Raw genomic sequence first — 20,473 nt, forward strand, 5'->3', positions numbered from 1 at the left:
ATCTGCATATCCTTTTTTGTAAGGAAAGGGAAGGCGCGGAAAAAGGAGCAGCCGCGATCGGCAACGATCTATCAGGCAAAATCGGACGGACTGCGTCCCGTATACTTCTTGAACACCCGTGAGAAGTAGCTCGGGTCCTTATACCCGAGCCGGTCCGCCACCTCGTACACAAGCGCCTGTTCCTCCTGAAGCAGACTCATCGCCTTTTCCATCTTTTTGCGGAGCACGAAATCGGAGAACGCCTCTCCGGTTACTTCGCGAAACAGCCTGCTTAAGTAGGAGGAGTTGATGCGGATATGTTCCGCCGCATCCTCGCGCGTGATTTTGTCGAAGATATGCTCCTCGACATAAGTCATGACCGCCTCCATCAGCTTGACCTTGCGCGCCTTCCGGTAATGGTCGAACTGCAGGCTGATCCGGATAAACCGGTCGCACCACCAGCGGCCCATCTCATCCAGCGAGCGGAACTGCTCCGGGTAACGGAACAGCTTGTAGTCTTCCTCGTCCAGCACGCTCCTCACGCCTCGGCCCAACCGGTGCACGAGCGACACGAACAGTCCCGCAAACGGGAAAAACAGCTCCTCGGGATATTTATGAGGAGGATCGAGACGTTTGGCGCTGTCGAAAAACTGGCTGATCACGCGCTCCAGCTCCGCTTCGTCGTTCAGCTCGACGCAATGAACGATCAGCGTCTGATCGGAGTCGGTCAGCAGCGGCAAGTGTCCGGACGGAGGCAACACCAGATCCTCGTACAGGACGAGTCCCGCTCCGACCGACAGCTTCAGCCGCAGCGCCTGCTGGGCTTCCGTGAACACAGCCGGCACTTCCGCCAGCGGCACCACCCGGCTGCCGACACCGACCGTAATCGATACTTTCAGATACCGTGCCGCTTCCCGCTTGGCGCGCTCCACCCATAAAAGCAGTTCGCTCAAGCTGTCTTTGGCGGTGACCGACTGATAGATGACGACCGTCTGTCCGTTGCCCCGCAGATGCGAGATGCCGCAGCCTCCCAACTGCTCGGAGACGATATTGTGCATGGCGAATTGCAGCAGCGGATCGTCAGCGGGAGACTCGGTCCGGTCGAGCTCGAACACCGCCACCGCCGCAAGTCCCGTATCGTCGAGAGGCAGATCGAAGAAGGCGATTTTCTCGCCGATCGGCCCGGTTCTCTTCCCTTCCCCATTCAACCAGTCTTCCATAAAAGCCGAGCGGAGGACGGGCAGCTGCCTTTCCATGCTGCGGCGTATCGCCTCGGTGTCGTGCTTGCGTTCCAGAGCTTCGCGCCAATCGTCCCTCGCGCTTTGCAGCTCTTCGAGCAGTTGCCGCTTGCCGATCGGCTTGAGCAAATAATTGCGGACGCCGAGCCGGATCGCTTTCTGCGCGTATTCGAACTCGTCATAACCGGTAAGCACGATCAGCAGCGTCTCCGGCTGCTCCTCCACAATCTGCTCCGCCATCTGCAGGCCGTCCATGACAGGCATCCGCACGTCGGCAAGCACCAGGTCGGGCCGATAACGGCGAAACGCCTCAAGCCCGTCGAGACCGTTCTCGGCCGTCCCGACCAGCTCCATCCCGTGTTCGTTCCAGTCGATCGCCTCCGACAGCCCTTCCCGTACTCTAGGCTCATCCTCGACGATCATCACCTTCATCTTCATGGCGGCCCCCCTCCAATCTGGACTCGGCGATCCGGATCGCCACGGTCGTCCCGCCGAACGGTTCGCTCGTCATCTCGAATCGCATATCTTCTTCGCCATATATGAGCCGCAGCCGCTGATACAAATTGCGCAACCCGTACGTCTTCCCGCCCTCGGGCCGTTCGTCGCGCACGGCCTCCAGCAGCTCCTTAAGCCGGGGAGCCGGAATGCCGATACCCGAGTCCGTCACCTCGAACAAGATCCACGGCCCGTCCCGAACCGTTCTCACCCGAAGCCGGCAGGCGTCAGCCAAAGCTTCCAGACCGTGAACGATCGCATTTTCCACGACAGGCTGCAGCATCAGCTTAATGATCTTCACCTCATGCAGCGTACCATCGATGTCCCATTCCACTTCGAACTTGCCTTTATGCCGGAACTGCTGAATCCGGATATACGTCTTCAGATGGTCGATCGTCTCGCGAACGGTAACGAACTCCTTGCCCCTGCTTAAGCTCAGCCGAAAAAACCGCGACAAATCGAGCACCATGTCGCTGATCTCGTTATTGTCCGAACGCTCGGCCGCCCAGTAGATCGAATCCAGCGTATTGTACAGAAAGTGCGGATTCATCTGCGATTGCAGCAGCTTGAGCTCCACGTCCTTGCCGCGCAGCTCCTGCTCGAACATCGCTTGGCGCATCTGCTGCTCATTGACGACCATATCGTTAAACCGTTTCTGCAAATAACCGAATTCGTCCATCCTCGATATGGGCACCGGGACGAACGGCGCCCCGCTCTCGACGCGCCGGATGCCGGCCATCAGTTGGCGGATCGGAGTCGAAATCTGCATATACAGCAGCGTGAACAGTGCAAAAGAAAGCAGCACCAATACGGCGAGCACCGCGTACAGCAGCAGCTTCATCCGCCGGATCTCGCCCATGATCTCCTCTTCCGGAATGCACATGGCCACCTTCCAGCCCGTCAGCTCAGACTGTTTCTGGACGAACCGGTACTCACGATCCCCCAGTGCGACCGGCGCGTATTCGGAAGCCGGAAAGCGCCACGCTTCCCCGCCATGCCCGTCTTGCGGCTGTTCGGGTACTATCCGGCCCGCCGCCGCATGTTGAAAATCCGGGTCACCCTTGCTCCAGATCACGTTCCCGCCTCCGTCATAGATCAGGATGCCGGTTCCCTTCCACAGCGGGCTGTCGCCGACCAGCATCTCGAAGATCGATTTCTCCGTATTAACGAGAAGCACGTTGGCTCCGCCGCCGTCGGACGCACGCAGCAGCCGGGCCACACTGACAAGGCCGCTGTGGCTCTCTGCATAGGAAGGCGCCGAGGCGATCAGATCGGCCCCGATCAGCGGCGTTCCTTTATAGTCCTTCACGCCTTGGAGCCAGTCCGGCTTGGCGCCGGGATCGGATGCAGAAGACGCCGAATAAATGCCGTCCTTGGTGGTCAGCATTTTGTTCGACGTTTCGTTATAGATTCCGACGGAATCGATATATTGGTTCACCACGGAAAACGACTTCAGGTCGCCCATCACCTCGAGCAGCGGCCATACCGCGTCAGGCGAACGGAAGTCGGGATACCGGCCCAGCTGCTTCAGCAGATTGTCGCTTGCTGCGATCGATTCCGACAGCTTGACCGTATTCTCCATATACATCTCGATGCCGGAAATCGCCGTTCCGAGCGCCTGCTCCGCCGAAGTGCGGATTTTCTGTTCCAGCACGTTTTGAAACCATAAAATCAACAGGAAAGTGACCACCGCAAATACCGCCAGGCTGCCGACCGCGAACATAAGAAGTGTCGATTTAATAGTGCGTTTTCGGGAGAAGGCGAGCTTGCTTCGATTCACGACGATCACCGCTTCTGCTGGGCGTTATGCCCGTTTTCTGAGTTTCTTGACTATATCTTCACCAATTGTATCATAGGAGGCAGGATAACGGAGCACGCAAGCCGTTAGCGTCCGAAGAGGCGCTCCGTTTACAGGGACTGCCTGCACCCTTCATCCCGATGCTCTTACTTACCTTTTTTGGCGTACCACTCTTCAACTTCCTTTAATATTTTGTCTCCGCCTTTAGCTTTGTAATCGGTGACAAACTTGTCGAACGCTTCGAGCGGCAGCTCGCCGATAATGATTTTCACGAACGTTTCGTCGCGCAGCTTGCGCAGGCTGCTCAAATTCTCGATCATCCCCGGGGTAGGCGAACCGGTGAACTGGTCGCGAATCGCGTTTTTAACCGACAGGTTGATATTGTCGACGAGCTTGAAATCGGCGCCGAGCGACTCCATCTTACCGGAATTGAGTTCCTTCGGCTGCATGAACATCAGCTGCTGGCGGTAGCCGTACTTGTTGTGGTTTTCGAAGTTCAGCGCCAGCTTGCCGTCTTTTTTCGTATACATGAAGTTTTCGCCGTACTCGCCGAAGCCGAACACGAACTTGTCGATATTGTTCTGAACGGACAGCCAGTCGAGCATGTTCAGGATCGCTTCCGGATGTTTCGCTTTGCTCGTAATGACGGCGAACGACTTGTAGGCCGGGTCTCCGAACACGCCTTTTTTGCCGGTAGGGCCGGTCGGCGGATCGATGGCGATCCAGTTTGCCGCAGGGTCGTTCGTTTTGCTCGTATTGATCTCGTTGCGCGCTGCCGCCCAGTTTCCTTCGTACAGCCCGACCTTGTTGTTGCTGACCTTCTCCGTGTACGCCTTCACTTTGGTCAGCGGCCATTCGTTATCGAGCAGCTTGTCGGCGTGCAGCTTGCGGATGTAAGCGAGCGCGTCCTTCATCTCGGGCTGGATGTCCGCTTGGACGATTTTGCCGTCCTTGATGATCCACTCGTCCGGGATGACACCGAAGGCTCCGAACAAGCCCGACCAGCCTTTCAAATTATCGTAGCCGATAAAGCCGTACGTATCCAGTTTGCCGTTGCCGTCCGGGTCCTGCTCTTTGAACGCTTTGGCGACGTTGTGAAAGTCGTCGAGCGTCTTCGGCACGTCCAGCTTCAGCTTGTCGAGCCAGTCTTTGCGCACATAGAAGTTGTTCGTTCCGAGGTTCCCGTCGTTCAGTACCGGCACGGCATAGATTTTGCCGTTGTATTTGGCGGCTTCCCACGCGTCGGGGAATACGGCGTTCGACAAGTTTTTGTAATTTTTCACTTTGTCGCCGAGATCCATCAGCGCACCCTGCTTCGCATTGTCCATTAGCCAAGATTGGCTCGTCGCCGGAAGGACGAAGAAATCGGGGATGTCGCCGGAAGCGAACTTCAGGTTCAGCTTGCTTATAAAATCATCCGGAGTGGCCGGGCCGTATTCGATCTCGAGGTCCACGTTCGTTTCCTTCTCCAGCATCGCCGTCCAAGGATTTTCATTGATCGTCTGGCCGTCCGGAAATTTCAAGCCCCCGGACATAAATACTTTCACGACAGGCGCTTTCTCCGGCTCCTTCGCCTTCGAATCCGCTCCGCCGGCGCTGCCCTTTTGCCCCGTTTGACCGGAGGAGCAGCCCGCTGCCAGCACTGTGGCCAGCAAGGAATGGACGACAAGTGTTTTTCTCAGCTTCATGTTGAAAGGTGCCTCCCTTTTCTTGTCTTTGTTAGTATAACTCTTCTTGCCTTGGTTCTCTTCCCTTCTGACGAAAGCGGCTGCGGAGCCCTTATTCCTTCACCGCTCCGAGCATCACTCCTTTCACGAAAAACTTTTGCAGAAACGGGTACAGAATGATCATCGGCAATACGCTTGCCATAATTGTCGCCGCCTTTAACGTTTCCGGAGCGACGAGGAACAGCCCCATGTTGTTCGTAAGCTCGATATTCGATTCGTTCTGGACGATCAGGTTCCGCAAATACACCTGCAGCGGGTTCAAGTCGGCGTTGCTTATATACATAACCGCATCGAAGTAGCTGTTCCAGTGCATCACCGCGTAAAACAGCGTCAGCGTCGCAATGGCCGGCAGCGACAGCGGAATGAACAGCCGCGTCAGGATCGTCCAGTGGCCGGCACCGTCGATTTTGGCGGATTCCTCGAGACTTTCCGGGATCGATTCGAAAAAGTTTTTCATCAGAATCAGGTTAAAGGCGCTAACTGCGGAAGGCAGAATTAGCGACCAGAACGTATTGAGCATGCTCAGCTCTTTCAGAAGCAGAAAGCTCGGGATCATGCCGCCGCTGAACAGCATTGTGAATACGACCATCGCCATAATGGCACTGCGTCCTTTGAGCGTCCGGCGCGAGACGGCATAGGCCATCAGGCACGTCAGGATCATGTTGATCGCCGTACCGAATACTGTCCGCATGACCGATATGCCGAACGATTTGTAAAACGCGCTGTCTTGCAGAAGCAGCTTGTAAGCCTCCAATTGAAAATCAATCGGATAAATCGTCACCTGATTGGAGGAGACCGCATGCGGACTGCTCAGCGATTGGGCCAGGACATGCAGGAACGGGAACAGCGTGAGCAGCCCGAAGCCGGCCAGCAGCGTATAGTTCAGTGCACTTCCGAGTTTTTCCGACCAAGAACGGTTCATTACCACACCCCTCCCCCGTAACGCTTCGCAATCCGGTTGGCGATCAGTATGAGCACCAGTCCGACGACGGATTGGAACAGCCCGACAGCAGTCGCGAAGCTGAACTTCTGCTCGGTCAAGCCGACGCGGTACACGTACGTATCGATAATATCGCCTACCTCGTAGACGAGCGGATTGTACAACATGAAGATTTGCTGGACGCCAAGCTCGAGAATATTCCCTAACTGGAGCACCAGCAAAATCAGAATCGTACTGCGGATGCTCGGCAGCGTAATATGCCAGATTTCATGGCGCTTCTTCGCCCCGTCGATTCGGGCCGCCTCATACAGCGACGGGTCCACCCCGGTGATCGCCGCGAGGTAAATGATCGAAGCCCATCCGGATTCCTTCAAAATGTCGGTGATGATCAGAATGCCCCGGAAGTACGCCTTCTCTCCCAGAAACAACACCGGCTCGAAGCCCAAGAAGACGAGAACCGTGTTGATGATGCCCGTACCCGACAGCACGTTAATGACGATACCGCCGAAAATAACCCAGGAGAAAAAGTGCGGGATGTAAAACAAGGTCTGGGCCGTCCGTTTAAACCAGGAGATTCGCACCTCGTTGAGCATTAGCGCGATCAGAATCGGAACGGGAAAGCCCCATACAAGCTTGTATACGCTGATCAGCAGCGTATTGCGGAATACGGTCAGAAACTCGTCGTCGGCAAAAAAACGTTCGAAATGCTTTAAGCCGACAAACTCGCTGCCGCTCATGCCGAGAAACGGGCTGTAATCCTGAAATGCGATCAGCACGCCGTACATCGGTACATACTTGAAGAGGATAAAATAAAGCAATCCCGGAAACAGGAACACGTACAACAGCCATTCCGTCCGCAGATGCTTCCGCCAGTTGTCGCGGGTTGCAGTTTTCATCGAGGTTACACCTTTCCACATAATTGATGGCGCCACTTGGCTATGTCTTTATTGTGGCAGGCGGGCGAACCTTTTCACTAGAGGAATTGTGTTGAAATGACAGGACTTCTGTGACTGAAATACAGCCTCAGAAGTCCGGGTACAAGCGGGTATCAAGTTCCGAGAAGCTGGCTGACGGCGACTTCCTGAAGCGAGGGGGCATGATCGTAGGCGAGCAGTACCGGCACATCGGGCAGATGGTCCGCATCGTAGTTGGAGCCGAAATGCACCCAGCGGACGCCGCTGCCGCCGCGCTGGCGGAGCCGCTCGTTCATCTGTGCCAGATAAGCCTGATCGATCGGTTTATTGTGGCATACGGCCACGATAATACGGCTGCCTCCCCCGATCCGGTCCAGCGCCTCTCCCAGCTCCAGGTAGGAAGAGATCGTGACTTCGCCGGCCAGCCTTCCACCCAGCTGATCTTTCAGCCGGGCGGCGAACATTTCCGCTTTGACGTCGCGAATCAGCGTCCAAGGCTGGCCGTCCGCTGGCAGGGCGGTCATGCCGTGAAGAGGGCAAAGCGCCATCTCTGCGATCTCCCGGCTGACGCGCCGGGACGGCTCGGCACAGAGCCGGGACCAGCCGGCCGCTGATGACGATGCCTCTGCGAACCGTTCGCGCGTCAGGCCGTACTTTTCCTTCACAGCCAGAATCCGCGCTACCGACTCGTCGATCCGCGCTTCGGAGATGTCGCCGCCGGTTACGGCAGCCATCACCGTCTCCACCATCGAGAGCGCCTCTTCGTGACTGCGCGCCGTGCCCAGCAGGATGTCCGCTCCCGCATGGAGCGCCCGGACGCAAGCCTCCTCCATCGAATAACGGTTCGTAATTCCTTTCATCGACAAGCCGTCGGTCACGATCAGCCCTTGAAAGCCGAGCTCCTCGCGCAGCAGTCGGGTCGTCATCTCGTAAGAGAGCGATGCGGGCAGCCCCGTAGAGTCCAGCGCCGGCACCGAGATATGGCCGATCATAATCGCCTCCACGCCCGCTGCGATCGCCCGGCGGAACGGCTCCAGCTCGAACTTCTCCAGCCGCTCGCGATCGAACGTCAGCACAGGCAGGTCGTAGTGCGAATCGATATTCGTATCGCCGTGACCGGGAAAATGTTTGGCCGTCGCAATCAGTCCGTGATCCTGGTACCCCCGGATGACGGCGTTCGCGAGCAGAGAGACGGACTCCGGATCATCGCCGAACGAATGCGTACCGATCACCGGGTTGTCCGGATTGTTATTAATGTCCGTTACGGGGCTGTAGTTGAAATTAACGCCCATCGCCAGCGATTCTTCCGCCGTGACACGCCCGGATTCGTAGGCGAGACGCTCGTCGCCTGCCGCTCCGATCGCCCGGTTTTTGGGGAAATGAACCGCTCCGCCCTTCAGTTTGCAGCCCGCGCCCGCGACAAAATCGGCCGAGATGAACAGCGGAATGCCGGCGCCGTTCGTCAGCGCCTCCCGCTGCAAATCGTCCGTCAGCCGCTTCACCTGCTCCGGGTCCTGCAGGCTGTCGATATTCAGAAACACGCCGCCCAGCTTCTTCTCCGCCACGAGCTGCCGGGTCTCCGGCGATACGGTCGTGCCTTTGCTTGTTAATGCGAACAACTGGCCTACCTTTTGCTCCAGCGTCATGTTCGATATGTTCATTCTGGCTGCTCTCCTTCCGGACCGCGCTTTACGATACCTGCATACGCGTTTGTCCGTGTGCTGTGTCTACTCTCCGGTTACCGGTACCAAATTCAAAGCTTGTCTATCAGTTTGAAAAGGCATCGTCCTAATTGTAAAAGCGGTTGTCGCCCGACGACAGAGGAAGGGCGTGCCATTTCCGGTACTATTGTGACATGGCAAAGGGAGCCGGCGGTTTTTTTTAATGTTAAAAAAGCCCCCTCTGAATTTGCTATCCAGAAGGGACTTTTGCTCGTTAAACTTATTCGTTTTTATTTCATGCGGGGATTACTTGGCAGTACTTCCCTCAGATAAAACTCATAAAGCTGGCTAATCGAAGAGCTCGACAAGATCGGACTGGCGCGTTCAACCTGCTCCCGTTTCCAATCGAACCAACGCATTTCCTTTAACATTTCGATTTCACTGTCCGTAAACCGCTTCTTGATCTCTTTGGCCGGGTTGCCGCCTACTATCGTATAGGGCGGGACATCTTTTGCAACAACCGATCCGGCTGCAACAATGGCGCCTTCGCCTATCTTCACACCTGGCATGATCATTGCATTCATGCCGATCCAGGCATCACTTTCGATGACCGTATCCCCTTTGGGTTCATAAGAAGATTCAATCTGCTCTGCAAACGGATACACGGTGATCCAGTCAGGACGATGATTGTGATTGCCGCCCATTAGAATAATTACACCACTTGCCAGACAGACGTAATTTCCTATGATCAATTTATCCAAATGCCAACCATGGTCTTCAATGGGGTTAAATAACGTTCTGGATTTCTCATCTCCCCATAAGTATCTGACGCATCCATCCTCAAAATCATGATTATCGTAATAACCCGAGTAATAGGAGTATTCCCCTACCTCGATCATGGGGTTGGTGACCATATCCTTCAGATACTTGATTTCCGACCAGTGGTTAAACCGATGCTGTTTCATTTTGTTTCCCTCGCTTCTAAGTAATGAAAATCTTTTTTTACTTAGAAGCTTAATCCAGTAGCCACATTCTTAAACCGTTTCAAACGACGCACCATCGTTCTCATCCTTTTCCCGATTGATTAGGAGATTGTAACAAACGAATCTTTTGTTCGTCAAATTTACCTATAGCGAAATTCCCTATTCCACGTTTACGAGCAGGACTGCTTTCAATGGTATCAGCGAGCGAGCTGTCCCCAACGAACGAAACGCAAAGACGCTCCCATAACCACGGTATAAGCGGGGCTGGAATCGTCTTTGTGCCTGTACATTCCTAGGAGAGAGGAAGCTCCATAAATCAAAGATTGACTTTTGGATCGTCCCCTCGCATGATCAGGCGGAATAAAGATAGCTCCCGTGCCTGTTGAAAGCCGGGCTCACTTCCCCTTCGCCTCGCGGTAAGCCGCAATGTACTGGGCCGCCTTCTCCGCTATAAGCCCGAAGTTGTCCGTCTTGACCGCTTCGCTCGTCAGGTCGGAGCCGATGCCTACGGCCGCCGCTCCCGCTTTGATCCATTCCCCGAGATTCGCAAGCGAAACGCCGCCGGTAGGCATAATGTTTGCTTGCGGCAGCGGACCTTTAATCGCCTTAATCATCGATGGCGAGTACAGGTTGCCCGGGAACAGCTTCACGATGTCCACCCCGAGCTCGAGCGCTGTCTGAATTTCCTGAACCGTCATCACGCCCGGCATTACCGGAATCCGGTACCGGTTGCACAACGCAACGGTCGCCGGATTCAGCGACGGCCCGACGACAAATTCCGCTCCGCTTAATATCGCCGCCCGCGCCGTCTCCGGATCGAGCACCGTACCAACGCCGATGATCGCATAGTTGTCGGCGCCAGGCTGGGCGCTCGAATACTGCTGCGCCAGCTGCTCGATCGCCCGCAATGCGAACGGTACGGTCATCGTCACTTCGATGACCTTGATGCCGCCCGCGATCGCCTGCTCGGCCATCCGGACGACCTCTTCGGCCGTATCGCCGCGAAGTACGGCAACGACTCCTTCTTCTGCGATTTGCTGAATCAGTCTGATTTTTTTCATGATGTATATTCCGCCCTTCTGCGATCTGTATAGATGCCCGCTTCTACCGCTCCACGTGCGTTTCATTATGGAGAACAGCCTGCACTTGCGCCCAAGTCGGCAGTCCTTCCCAGTCTCCGGACGCCTGCACGACCAGCGAACCGATCAGATTGCCGAGCCGGACCGCCTCCGTATGCGAATGTCCCTTCAACAGACCGGCGATAAATCCGGCGCAAAAGCCGTCGCCAGCCCCTACCGTATCGATGACGCGCTCGGCTTTAAAATAAGGAACCGCGGAGACGCTGCCGTTCTCGACCACATAGGTTTCGTCATCGCCGCCCTTTACAATCGAGACCGCGTTCAGCTTACCGAGCCGTTCCACGATTTGTTCGAAATTGTCGGTTTCGTACAGAAGCTTCAACTCGTCGAGCCCCGGCAGGAAGTAGTCGGCTTGCTCGGCCAGCTCCAGCAGCACTTCTCTTGCCTCGGCGGCGGACCATAGCTTCAGCCTTAGATTCGGGTCGAAGCATACTTTCACTCCATGTTTGCGCGCGATCCGGACCGCTTCCTGAACCGTATCCCGGCACGATTCGCTTAACGCCGGCGTAATTCCCGTTACATGCAGCAGCTTGGCTCCGGCGATGTATGCTTCATCCAGATGAACCGGCTGCATCAGGCTGGCGGCCGAATGCTTCCGATAATAATAAACCGACGACCTTCCGTTTACGACCTCGCGAATAATGAGCCCCGTCGGAGCGCCTTCGGTCAGTTGGGCGCGGGATACATCGACGCCTTCCCCGCGAATCAGCTTCAGCCCGTATTGTCCCAACGGATCTGCGCCCAGATGACCGAACCAGCCGACCGTATGGCCAAGACGAGCTACTCCGATCGCCACATTGCTCTCCGCACCGGCCAGTGATTTCTCGAACTGGGCGGAATACTCGATTCCTTTTACGCCGGTCGGCATCATTAATCCCATCGTTTCGCCGAAAGTGACGACCTCCGGGGACGGGTTGATTGCTCCAGTATGCGCCTTCGACATCTTCTGACCATCCTCCATCATCTGCACACAAAATAGCCGCTTTTGTACCATCTTAACAAGTTTAAACGTTTAAATCAATTGAAATCCCCGGATCGAGACCTGAACCATTAGCTATATTGCCAGTTCCGTCACGGCGTTATTCCATAATGGCCAAACTCCAGGTTATCGCTGTCGTGTCGGCTCAGGTGCAGCTGTAACCCGGCGGGAGCTCTCGTCGTATCGATCCGGCCGAACCGCGAATCGAAGCCGCTCCATCCGAAAAGCGTCTCTTCCGCGTCAAAGTCTCCGCTACTATACTGCCTGGCGAGCCGCTCGTCGTCCCAGAACGTTAAAATGACCTCGCGCTCATGCGCGAACAGGACGGCCGCCTTCAGCAGAAACGTTTCCTTGTCCTTCAGATCCGTCAAACCCTTTACATAGATGACCATTTCGTTCCGGTTGTTGCCGGCTCCTGTAGCCAGGACGGTATATGCAAGCTCCCGGCTTTCCGTGATCCGTCTCACCCTGTCCTCCGTTACCCGAAGCTTGTTGATGACGGCGTCCTGCTCTTGCACCGTTTGTTTCGCCTGACGAGCCTCCTCACTGAGTCGGTTCATCGTTTCGTTTTGTTGTTGCAGCTCTCCGGTCCGGCTGCGGAGTTCTTGTTCAAGCTCGGCCACCTGCTTCGTCAATTGTTCATTTATTTGCAAGAGCTCGCCGGATTCGCATCCTGCGATCGTCAGGACGAGCAGCATACCGATTGCTAACCTTTTCATAGCTGACCTCCTTCCGCGTATGCGATACGCTCATAGGACAATGCTTTGGTCTCACCCGCAAATGTCGGGTACGGCATAATCTGAACGCCGACTGCTCTCTGAAAATGATGCGCTGTCCCTACTTGCTCCATTTTAGCTGATAAACTTCTTTCCCTTCGTATTGTTCTTCCCCCTTCCACCAAGTAAGCTTTACTTCGGCTTTTTCTGGAAAGCCTTCTATTTTAATTTTTTTTGTTGTAAGTCCTTCCTGGAAATTATCGGTGCTGAACTCGGCAAGGAAGCCGAAGGCATCGATTCGCAACCTGGATACTTGATCTTCTTTTAAATATTTGAGCTTTAAATCGAGAAACCATTGCCCGCCCAGATCGACGTCTATGCTCCAATGTTCCAGCCCCTCCCTGCTTTCTCTGCTCAGAGCGAGTGCCGAATAGTTTGAATTACTAACGGCTTGCGAAGCCGGCTTATATATCTCCCTGCTCTGACAAGAGACGACCAGCAGCAGCAGCAGGGAGAACCATGCGATTCTGTATGCACACTTCACATAATCACCCGACCCTTCCTAACACAAACCCTGCATTTCCTTACCTATAAAATAATAAACCCAATTGGCCCCCAAAAAGTCGCGCCGAAACGTAAAATAACAGCAAAAAAAGAAGAAGCTGCCCCTCTCGCGAACAGCTTCCTTCTTGATTTGATCCTTGTAAACTTCCCATAGATCATTAAGCCCGGAGTTGTGCTTCTTGGCGGGCGTATCCGGAACGGCGTCTAGAATAGCAATCCGGAAGAAACGTCAGAATAGACGAAAGGGTACAATAGAAGAAACAGAGGTCCATAATCGAAACCGGAGAGGATCGTGCGAAATGGCCAAACACACGACTTATATATTCTCGGAAGATGCGAAAGGGCAAGCCGAATTTTACATTCAGGCGTTCGGGGGCGAGATTTTATCCGTCATGACCTACGGTCAGCTTCCCGATGCGAAGGAGGAGCTCCAGGACAAGATCATTCATTTAAGTATGGTCGCCGGCGGGGTGCCGTTGTATTTGTGCGATTCTTTCAAACCTGTCCATCCGGGCAATGCGATCAGCCAAAGCATGGAATTTGAAACGGAGACCGAAGCCCGCGATGCGTTCGATAAGCTGGCGGCCGGAGGTAAGGTAACTCAGCCCTTGAAGCCCGAATTCTGGGGCGACTTGTTCGGTCAGCTCGAAGACAAATACGGAATCCAGTGGATGATTACCGCCAAGGCGGAACAGGCCCAGTCTTGATCTGCCGGTTGTGAGTCTGAAAGGCGGCCAGCCCTAGCGCCGCAGCCCGTTCCATCCGCTGCCGGGACGTGTTGCGGCGTCTTTCATTAGAGAAGGGCAGTATGTCGTCATCCGTTTCATTTTTCGCCTCTTGCAAACGTTCCGTATCCGATCTCATAATCGGCCTCGATTCCGCCGCCACCGGCAGGAAAAGATTCGGTATAAATTCGCTCCATCGTCTCCAGCAGCTTTCGGCCGCCGACTCCGCTCCGGCTTCCCGTCACCGCATTGCCCGCCCCCACCCGTTTCACCTGATGAAGAAATGTGCGAACATCCGCATACACGAACGTCCGGACCGACTCGCTCCAACGGAACTCCCCGGCTTCTCCTTCCACACACGCTCTCCACTCGTCTTGTCCGAGAAATCGCTGTCCGTGCGGCGACGGTGCTGCGTCTAACTGCCGTTCCGCTTCCGCGAAGGAAGCATGCAATTGGTGAAAGGTCCCCGGCCCAAAGGAAGAGAAAGCAAGCACGCCTCCATCGGCGCCCAACAGATCGATACAAGCTGCCACCGTCTCTGCCGGCTTATTGAACCATTGGAAGGCGGCGTTGGAGATGATCAGGTCGAAGGGCGGGAGCGGCATGGGGTCGTCCGGCCGCCGATCATCGCCAGAGACAGAATCCCATCCGGCAGCTTCCACCGAACACCGCAGCTCCGAGCCGTCGGCCAGCAGCTTCTCCGCATCTCCCTCTATCCAGCATACGCGATCTGCCCGGTCCGGCCGGGTGCGCCGCAAGTTATGCCGGGCCGCCTCCACCATATTCGGCGACAAGTCGACAGCCGCAATCGTCGCATTCGGAAAAGCCGATACGAGCATCCCCGTCAATCGGCCGGTCCCGCATCCGATCTCCAAAATTCGTTCGACTCGCTCGGCCCCTCTCGCCCCAAGCCGTTCCATCGCATGAGCGATCAGATCCTCGGCCATTTCTTTCTGAACGTCCGCATAACGCTCGTACTCCGAAGCATGACGGTCGAAATGACGGCGCACGAGCGACTTATTGATGTTCATGAGCGATTCTCCTCAACTGTTCGGCGAAACGGTCCGGCTCTGTCCAAAACGGCGCATGGCCCGCTCCCGGAAATAACACCTTCATCGATGCAGGGACGGCTTGAAGAGCACCTGCCGGGCATATCGGATCTTCTTCGCCGTGCAGCCACAACATTTGAGGAGCTGCGATTCGGGCTTTACCGGATTTGTCTTCGCCGCCTGTCTCCCTGCTTCGAATGAAGCTTTGCCACCGCTGCGTCAAATCCGTTTTCGCCAAGTAAGCCAGACCGGTGTCCAGCCCCCCTGGTGTGAAATCCGTATCCGCCCCAGCGGCGGACATTTGCGCGACGACAACTTCCTGGTTCCGCCGTTCCCGCTCGGAAAACATCGACTCCGCGAACTTCTGCAGCGTCTCACGGGGCTTGTCGGCAAGCTGAGAGCGCATGCGCCTCACCACCCGCTCCGGCCAGCCGCTCGCCCGATCCTCCGCCACGAAGCGCAGAGTTGCACCGACCAGCACCAACCGCTCGATCCGACAATGAAAATCCCCCGGATTCGGAGCGGTTCGCAGCCCGGATTCCCAGCTGTCCAGCACCATTTCCAGCGCCAGCATCCCCCCGAGCGACCAGCCGATTACATAAACCGGGCCGGTAAGCCCGCTCACCGTCTGATGCAGACGGCTGCGCATCTGTCCGACGGAATCACAGTCGGCATAGGTGAACAAACTGTGCCGGGCATCCGGCAGCCACCGGTACGACTGATCCCATACGCGCGGCGACTGTCCCCAGCCATGTATCCATACTACGGACGGTCTCGTCCGCTCCATGTCAAATAACCCCCAGTTCCAGGCCGATGCTCACGATCGTATCGAGCGCCATTCTCAAATCGTCGTCCCGGTGTGTAGCCATCGGCGTCAAACGAATCCGCGCCGACCCTTCCGGTACGGTAGGCGGCCGGATCGGCACCGCCGCGATGCCCGCCTCCTGCAGCTTCGAACCGAACACAAGCGACCGCTCGTTATCCCCGACGATAACCGGTACGATGTGGCACTCGCTGTCTCCCGTGTCGAAGCCGGCGCTCCGCAGCTCGCCGCGCAGCCAGTCCGCTTTGCCGAGCAACGCGTCTCTTCTCCAGCCTTCCGTCCGGATGATGTTCCATTGATCCCGGATCGCATACACGAGCATCGGCGGCAGCGCCGTAGAATAGATCAAGCTCCGGGCCTTATTGATCAGATAGTCGATCATCAGGGCAGGCCCTGCCGCATAAGCGCCATAGCAGCCGTATGCCTTGCTGAACGTCCCCATGTGGACATCGACCCGCTGTGCTAATCCGAGCTCTCCGGCCAATCCTTCCCCCCGGAGTCCGAACACGCCCCCGCTATGGGCTTCGTCAACCATCAGCATCGCGCCGTAACGCTCCTTCAGCTCCACCAGCTCGCGAAGCGGCGCGATACTGCCATCCATACTGAAAACCGAGTCGGTCACAACGAGCTTGTGCTTTGCAGGATCTGCCTTGCGCAGCAATTGCTCCAGATGGTTCATATCCCGGTTCCGGTATCGGAACACCTTGGCCCGACTAAGAATAGCCCCGTCCACAATGCTCGCATGATTGTATTTATCGCTGAAAATCAGGTCGTTGCGTCCTGCCAGCGCGCTGATGATTCCGACATTCGCCATGAAGCCGCTGCCGAATAGAAGACACGCTTCCGTCCCTTTGTACGCCGCGAACTCCCGTTCGAAGCTTCCGAGAATCGGATCTCCGCCGACGATCAGCCGCGATGCGGTCGCGCCTGTCCGGATCGGTGAGCCGCCAGGTTCGCCGAATTTCCCCGCTTCGCTCCCCACCGCTCCAGCCGTCGCAGCCATTTCCGCTCCCGAGCCCGATTCCGCGCGGATTCGGTCTGCGTAATCGTTCCAGCGGGACAACGTTTCCTCGTTCACCTCGTGATGGAGACCCAGATAATGGTTGGAGGCCAAATTAAGCATGCTCCGTCCGTTTCGGATGATCCAGCCTTCCCTCCGTGCCGGGGCGCTTTCGGTTAAAGCTCGGGCCTGCCCGGCGGCCGCCAGCCGGTCCAGCTCGCCGCGCATCCATTGCAAATGGTCCATTCTCTCCTCATCCCTTACTTATCCGTGCGGATTGCTTCCCCTCACAGTGCGCATCGTTCAATCTCAAAGCCGAGATCTTCGATCATCCGGTGATCCTCTCGCGCTTCCTGACCTTCCGTCGTTAAATAGTCGCCGACAAAAATCGAATTGGCGGCATACAGGCCAAGCGGCTGCAAGGAACGCAGATTGACTTCCCGTCCGCCCGAGACCCGGATCTCCTTAGTCGGGCAAATGAACCGGAACAGCGCCAACACTTTGAGGCATTTGCGCGGATTCAGCTCCCGGTTATTTTCCAGCGGAGTGCCCGGGATGGAGTTGAGAAAATTGACCGGAATCGAGTCGGCGTCCAGCTCCCGCAGCGCATAAGCGATCTGCACGATCTCCGCGTTCGTCTCCCCCATGCCTACGATACACCCGGAACAAGGGGACATGCCGGAAGCTTTAGCTTTCTCCACTGTGGCGACCCGATCGTCATACGTATGAGTGGTCGTAATATTCGCGAAGTTGCCTGCACTTGTGTTCAGGTTATGATTGTACCGGTCGACGCCCGCCTCTTTCAGCCGCCCCGCCTGCTCCTCCGACAAAATCCCGAGGCAGGCGCATACTTTCATCGGCATCGTCGCTTTGATTTCCTTCACCGCATCGACGACTTGATCCAATTCCTTGCTTGTTGGACCGCGTCCGCTCGCTACGATGCAATACGTCCCGACCTTCAACTCCATCGCCTTCCGGGCGCCGTCGATCAGTACGTTTTTCTCCAGCAGCGGGTATTTCGAGACGGGCGCTTTGGACACGATCGACTGGGAGCAATATCCGCAGTCTTCCGGACACAACCCGCTTTTCGCATTGATGATCAGGTTCAGCTTCACTTTTTTGCCGTAATACGTCTTCCTGACTTGAAAAGCGGCGTGTAGCAACGGCAGCAGTTCATCGTCATCCGCCTCCAATACGGCAAGCCCCTCCTCCACACTCAGCAGCTCGCCGCGCAGCGCCTTCTCTGCAAACAAGTCCCATTTCGAACGCAATGCGATCATTAAGTTCTCCTCCGACCATTGGATTTCAGTGGTGAATGTGCGACCTGTCGCACTTTGCAAAAAGGTAATTTATGTATGAATTACAGCTGCAATAACGTCTCCCAGTCGATCGCAGACCGGACAACGTCCGCCCAGCGGTTCGGCGTTTCGCCCAGTTTCGGTTGGCCGGCCGTGGCCGCGGGCTTACTGGCCGTGTTCTCGCGCGCATCGCCTGCTGGATGGCCGCTTTCCGCTTCCTCCTGCCATGGCAGCAGACCGACGACCGGGATACCGGAAAACGTCTCGATCATCTCCGCATTTTCCCGGACAGCGGGCATATCCGTAACTGTATGCTTATAGCCGTTAAGTATAATTCCCGCGACAGGAATCCCGAACTGCTTCGCCACAGCAACCGTGAGCAGCGTATGGTTGACTGTCCCTAGTCCAGGTCTCGCCACGATCAGCAGCGGCAGACCGAGACCTGCGGCAAGATCAGCCACCAGATGCCGTTCCGTCAGCGGCACCGCAAGCCCTCCCGCCCCCTCGACGAGCAGGAAGTCTCCGGCACTCAGCCTGCTCCGCCCTTCTGCAAGCAGCGCGTCCACATCGATCGTCTCGCCGATCCGGCGGGCCGCCATCCACGGCGCCAGCGGGTCCGGCAGCGTCAGTGTCACGATATCCCGTTCCTGCTGCGCCAGCCCGCCTTCCTTGCGAAGGCGATAGCTGTCCGATTCCGGAGCTTCGGCAGAAGGAATCCCGGTTTGTACCGGCTTCCATACCTGCACGTTCCCGGCGTTGTATCCGTCCCTTATCGGGACTCGCTCCCGCAATACTGCGGCGAGGCCGGCCGTCACGCTCGTCTTGCCGACTCCCGTGTCGGTTCCCGTAATGAACAAACCTCTGCGGTTCATCATCGTGAATCCTCCTCCAGATCGTGTTCGTGTTGTCAGCGTCTAATGGAGTTTAATTGTTAACCTATTTCTATATTACAAGGTTAACAATTAGGCTAGAACCGATTGTAACACGATCTTTGCGGCAGCGACAATGACTATTTTTGCAAATCAACTTGAAAACGCGGCGAAGAGCAGGGGCAACAGGCGGGAGTGGCGCTTCGTCCGGAGACCTTGCAAGACTGTGGAGGACATATGGAAAACCGTAAGAAACCTCGGGGGTGAGACTTGTCGAAAACAAACGGATGGGTTGGACGCTGGGGGAAAGGGAGCGGAAAGGGGCTGTAGAAACAAATAGCAGTCTATTGCGGGCACGTTGAGGAACGCTTCGGAAACAAATAACAGCCTTTTGCATCTCTTATTTCGAGGGGAAACCAACCTTTGCGCCAAATAGAGTATGCTAGAGACCCTTACTTTGGGGAAACCGCCGAAGTTCCGAGTTTAGCCCTGAAATAAAAGCTACAAATCGCTCGTATTCGCCAGTGCAAAGGTGTTTTCCACAAAATGGGGGGTGCTAAAGGCCGTTATTTCTCGTCAAGGGGGCTAAATCGCGGATGGCCACCGTCGTGTGACGCAGAGCACCTGCGAAGGAGGCTTCGTGCGGTGGAAAAGCTGCTTTCTCCGCTGACTACCGCATGCCCAAGTCTCCTGCCCCTGCTTGCTGCTCCCTACTCGTTACTCTTTACTCTTTACTCCCGGCTCCCGGCTCTCTACTCTCTACTCTCTGCTCTCTACTCTCTGCTCTCTGCTCCCCACTCTCCGCTTTCGACTCTCTTGCTCCCATTCCCGCCTCCCCCCAGCCTTTTTGCGGCCCATTACTGCCTCAAATAAAAGAAAGGCGCCCCGCAGGGCACCTGAACAAGCTTAACCATCTTAAAGTTTGCCTCCCGCCGAAGCGGCGCATTATGACGACGGCGTATCGATCACCGTCAGCAGTTCCGACGCCGGTGTACGCGGCTGGGCCGGCGGCACTTTGGCCGGATAGCCGATATGCAGGCTGGCGACGGCCCGTTCCCCGGGCCCGATGCCCAGCGTCTCGCGGAATTCCGCCTGCGTCAGCAGCGGATAGCTCTCCCAGACGAGGCCGAGCCCCTGCTCCCAGGCGAGCAGACTGAAATTTTGAATCAGGCAGCAAATTGCAGCGAAATCGTCCTCCCTCACGGCCAGATTCGGATTCTCCTTCTGAACGACGACCAGGATCACCGGCACGTTCATAAACCTCTTATAAAACTTCTGCCCGATCTCCTCCCGCTTCGCCGGATCGCTTTCACGTTTCTCCACATTTTTGCGGGCTATCTCCGCTATGCGCGAGCGGCCTTCCCCCTTCACCGATACGAAACGCCACGGCTGGGTCAGCCGATGGTTCGGCGCCCATACCGACGTATCCAGCAGCTCCTGGATCAGCGAGAGCTCCACCTCTTTGGATTCGAATTGATGCACCGTCCGTCTTTCTTTTACAATTCGGGCCAGCTCCGTTCCGGTTGTCTCCAAGGTCATCAGCCGCACCTCCATTTGATAATGAAAATCATTTTCA

The 20,473-nt window shown here is 56.2% G+C and carries 18 protein-coding genes; 1 reads left to right on the forward strand and 17 read right to left on the reverse strand.

Annotated elements, in window-relative coordinates:
• Positions 1-71: 71 nt before the first annotated feature.
• The 11 genes from IDH45_RS28025 to IDH45_RS28075 all read right to left on the reverse strand — a co-directional run bounded on the left by IDH45_RS28025 (position 72) and on the right by IDH45_RS28075 (position 13,113).
• On the reverse strand, positions 72-1,655 hold the full coding sequence (locus IDH45_RS28025; RefSeq protein ID WP_190931460.1) for a response regulator: 1,584 nt from the start codon (positions 1,653-1,655) through the stop codon (positions 72-74).
• The gene (locus tag IDH45_RS35130) at positions 1,624-3,492 is read right to left on the reverse strand and encodes a cache domain-containing sensor histidine kinase (protein ID WP_190931461.1); all 1,869 of its coding nucleotides are present in this window, start codon (positions 3,490-3,492) and stop codon (positions 1,624-1,626) included. The genes IDH45_RS28025 and IDH45_RS35130 overlap by 32 nt, the downstream gene beginning before the upstream one ends.
• A 164-nt stretch (positions 3,493-3,656) precedes the next feature.
• On the reverse strand, positions 3,657-5,198 hold the full coding sequence (locus tag IDH45_RS28035; RefSeq protein WP_190931462.1) for an extracellular solute-binding protein: 1,542 nt from the start codon (positions 5,196-5,198) through the stop codon (positions 3,657-3,659).
• 91 nt (positions 5,199-5,289) lie between these two features.
• Positions 5,290-6,159, reverse strand: coding sequence for a carbohydrate ABC transporter permease (locus tag IDH45_RS28040; protein ID WP_190931463.1), 870 nt, complete (start codon positions 6,157-6,159; stop codon positions 5,290-5,292).
• Positions 6,159-7,073 (reverse strand): ABC transporter permease, encoded by a 915-nt coding sequence (locus IDH45_RS28045; protein WP_190931464.1) that lies wholly within the window; start codon positions 7,071-7,073, stop codon positions 6,159-6,161. Before IDH45_RS28045 ends, IDH45_RS28040 begins: the two co-directional genes overlap by 1 nt.
• A gap of 152 nt (positions 7,074-7,225) precedes the next feature.
• Entirely contained in the window at positions 7,226-8,752 is a 1,527-nt protein-coding gene (locus IDH45_RS28050) for a glycoside hydrolase family 3 protein (protein WP_190931465.1), read from the reverse strand.
• A 290-nt stretch (positions 8,753-9,042) separates the two neighbouring features.
• Entirely contained in the window at positions 9,043-9,717 is a 675-nt protein-coding gene (locus IDH45_RS28055; protein WP_190931466.1) for a CatB-related O-acetyltransferase, read from the reverse strand.
• Positions 9,718-10,130: 413 nt separating this feature from the next.
• Positions 10,131-10,796 (reverse strand): bifunctional 2-keto-4-hydroxyglutarate aldolase/2-keto-3-deoxy-6-phosphogluconate aldolase, encoded by a 666-nt coding sequence (locus tag IDH45_RS28060; RefSeq protein WP_190931467.1) that lies wholly within the window; start codon positions 10,794-10,796, stop codon positions 10,131-10,133.
• Between the two features lie 43 nt (positions 10,797-10,839).
• Positions 10,840-11,817 carry a sugar kinase gene (locus tag IDH45_RS28065; RefSeq protein WP_379216774.1) on the reverse strand — a complete coding sequence of 326 codons (978 nt, stop codon included), beginning with the start codon at positions 11,815-11,817 and terminating at the stop codon, positions 10,840-10,842.
• 128 nt (positions 11,818-11,945) lie between these two features.
• A complete protein-coding gene (locus tag IDH45_RS28070; RefSeq protein WP_190931468.1) occupies positions 11,946-12,572 on the reverse strand; it encodes a hypothetical protein in 627 nt (208 codons plus the stop codon).
• A gap of 118 nt (positions 12,573-12,690) precedes the next feature.
• Positions 12,691-13,113, reverse strand: a complete 423-nt coding sequence (locus tag IDH45_RS28075; protein ID WP_190931469.1) for a hypothetical protein — start codon at positions 13,111-13,113, stop codon at positions 12,691-12,693.
• Positions 13,114-13,432: 319 nt separating this feature from the next.
• Between IDH45_RS28075 and IDH45_RS28080 the strand changes: the two genes are divergently transcribed.
• Entirely contained in the window at positions 13,433-13,840 is a 408-nt protein-coding gene (locus IDH45_RS28080; RefSeq protein WP_190931470.1) for a VOC family protein, read from the forward strand.
• A gap of 116 nt (positions 13,841-13,956) precedes the next feature.
• Here the strand turns inward: IDH45_RS28080 and IDH45_RS28085 are convergent, their stop codons facing one another.
• From IDH45_RS28085 to IDH45_RS28110, 6 genes are all read right to left on the reverse strand, one after another.
• Entirely contained in the window at positions 13,957-14,889 is a 933-nt protein-coding gene (locus IDH45_RS28085) for a methyltransferase (protein ID WP_190931471.1), read from the reverse strand.
• Positions 14,876-15,694 (reverse strand): alpha/beta fold hydrolase, encoded by an 819-nt coding sequence (locus IDH45_RS28090; protein WP_190931472.1) that lies wholly within the window; start codon positions 15,692-15,694, stop codon positions 14,876-14,878. Before IDH45_RS28090 ends, IDH45_RS28085 begins: the two co-directional genes overlap by 14 nt.
• Position 15,695: 1 nt before the next feature.
• A complete protein-coding gene (locus tag IDH45_RS28095; protein WP_190931473.1) occupies positions 15,696-16,976 on the reverse strand; it encodes an aminotransferase class I/II-fold pyridoxal phosphate-dependent enzyme in 1,281 nt (426 codons plus the stop codon).
• A 41-nt stretch (positions 16,977-17,017) separates the two neighbouring features.
• Positions 17,018-18,010 (reverse strand): biotin synthase BioB, encoded by a 993-nt coding sequence (gene bioB / locus IDH45_RS28100; RefSeq protein WP_190931474.1) that lies wholly within the window; start codon positions 18,008-18,010, stop codon positions 17,018-17,020.
• 80 nt (positions 18,011-18,090) lie between these two features.
• Entirely contained in the window at positions 18,091-18,903 is an 813-nt protein-coding gene (gene bioD, locus IDH45_RS28105; protein ID WP_190931475.1) for a dethiobiotin synthase, read from the reverse strand.
• Between the two features lie 939 nt (positions 18,904-19,842).
• Complete coding sequence (locus IDH45_RS28110) at positions 19,843-20,436, reverse strand: nitroreductase family protein (RefSeq protein ID WP_190931476.1); 594 nt, start codon at positions 20,434-20,436, stop codon at positions 19,843-19,845.
• Between the last annotated feature and the right edge of the window lie 37 nt (positions 20,437-20,473).

The organism is Paenibacillus oceani (assembly GCF_014705615.1).
Lineage (GTDB): Bacteria > Bacillota > Bacilli > Paenibacillales > NBRC-103111 > Paenibacillus_AB > Paenibacillus_AB oceani.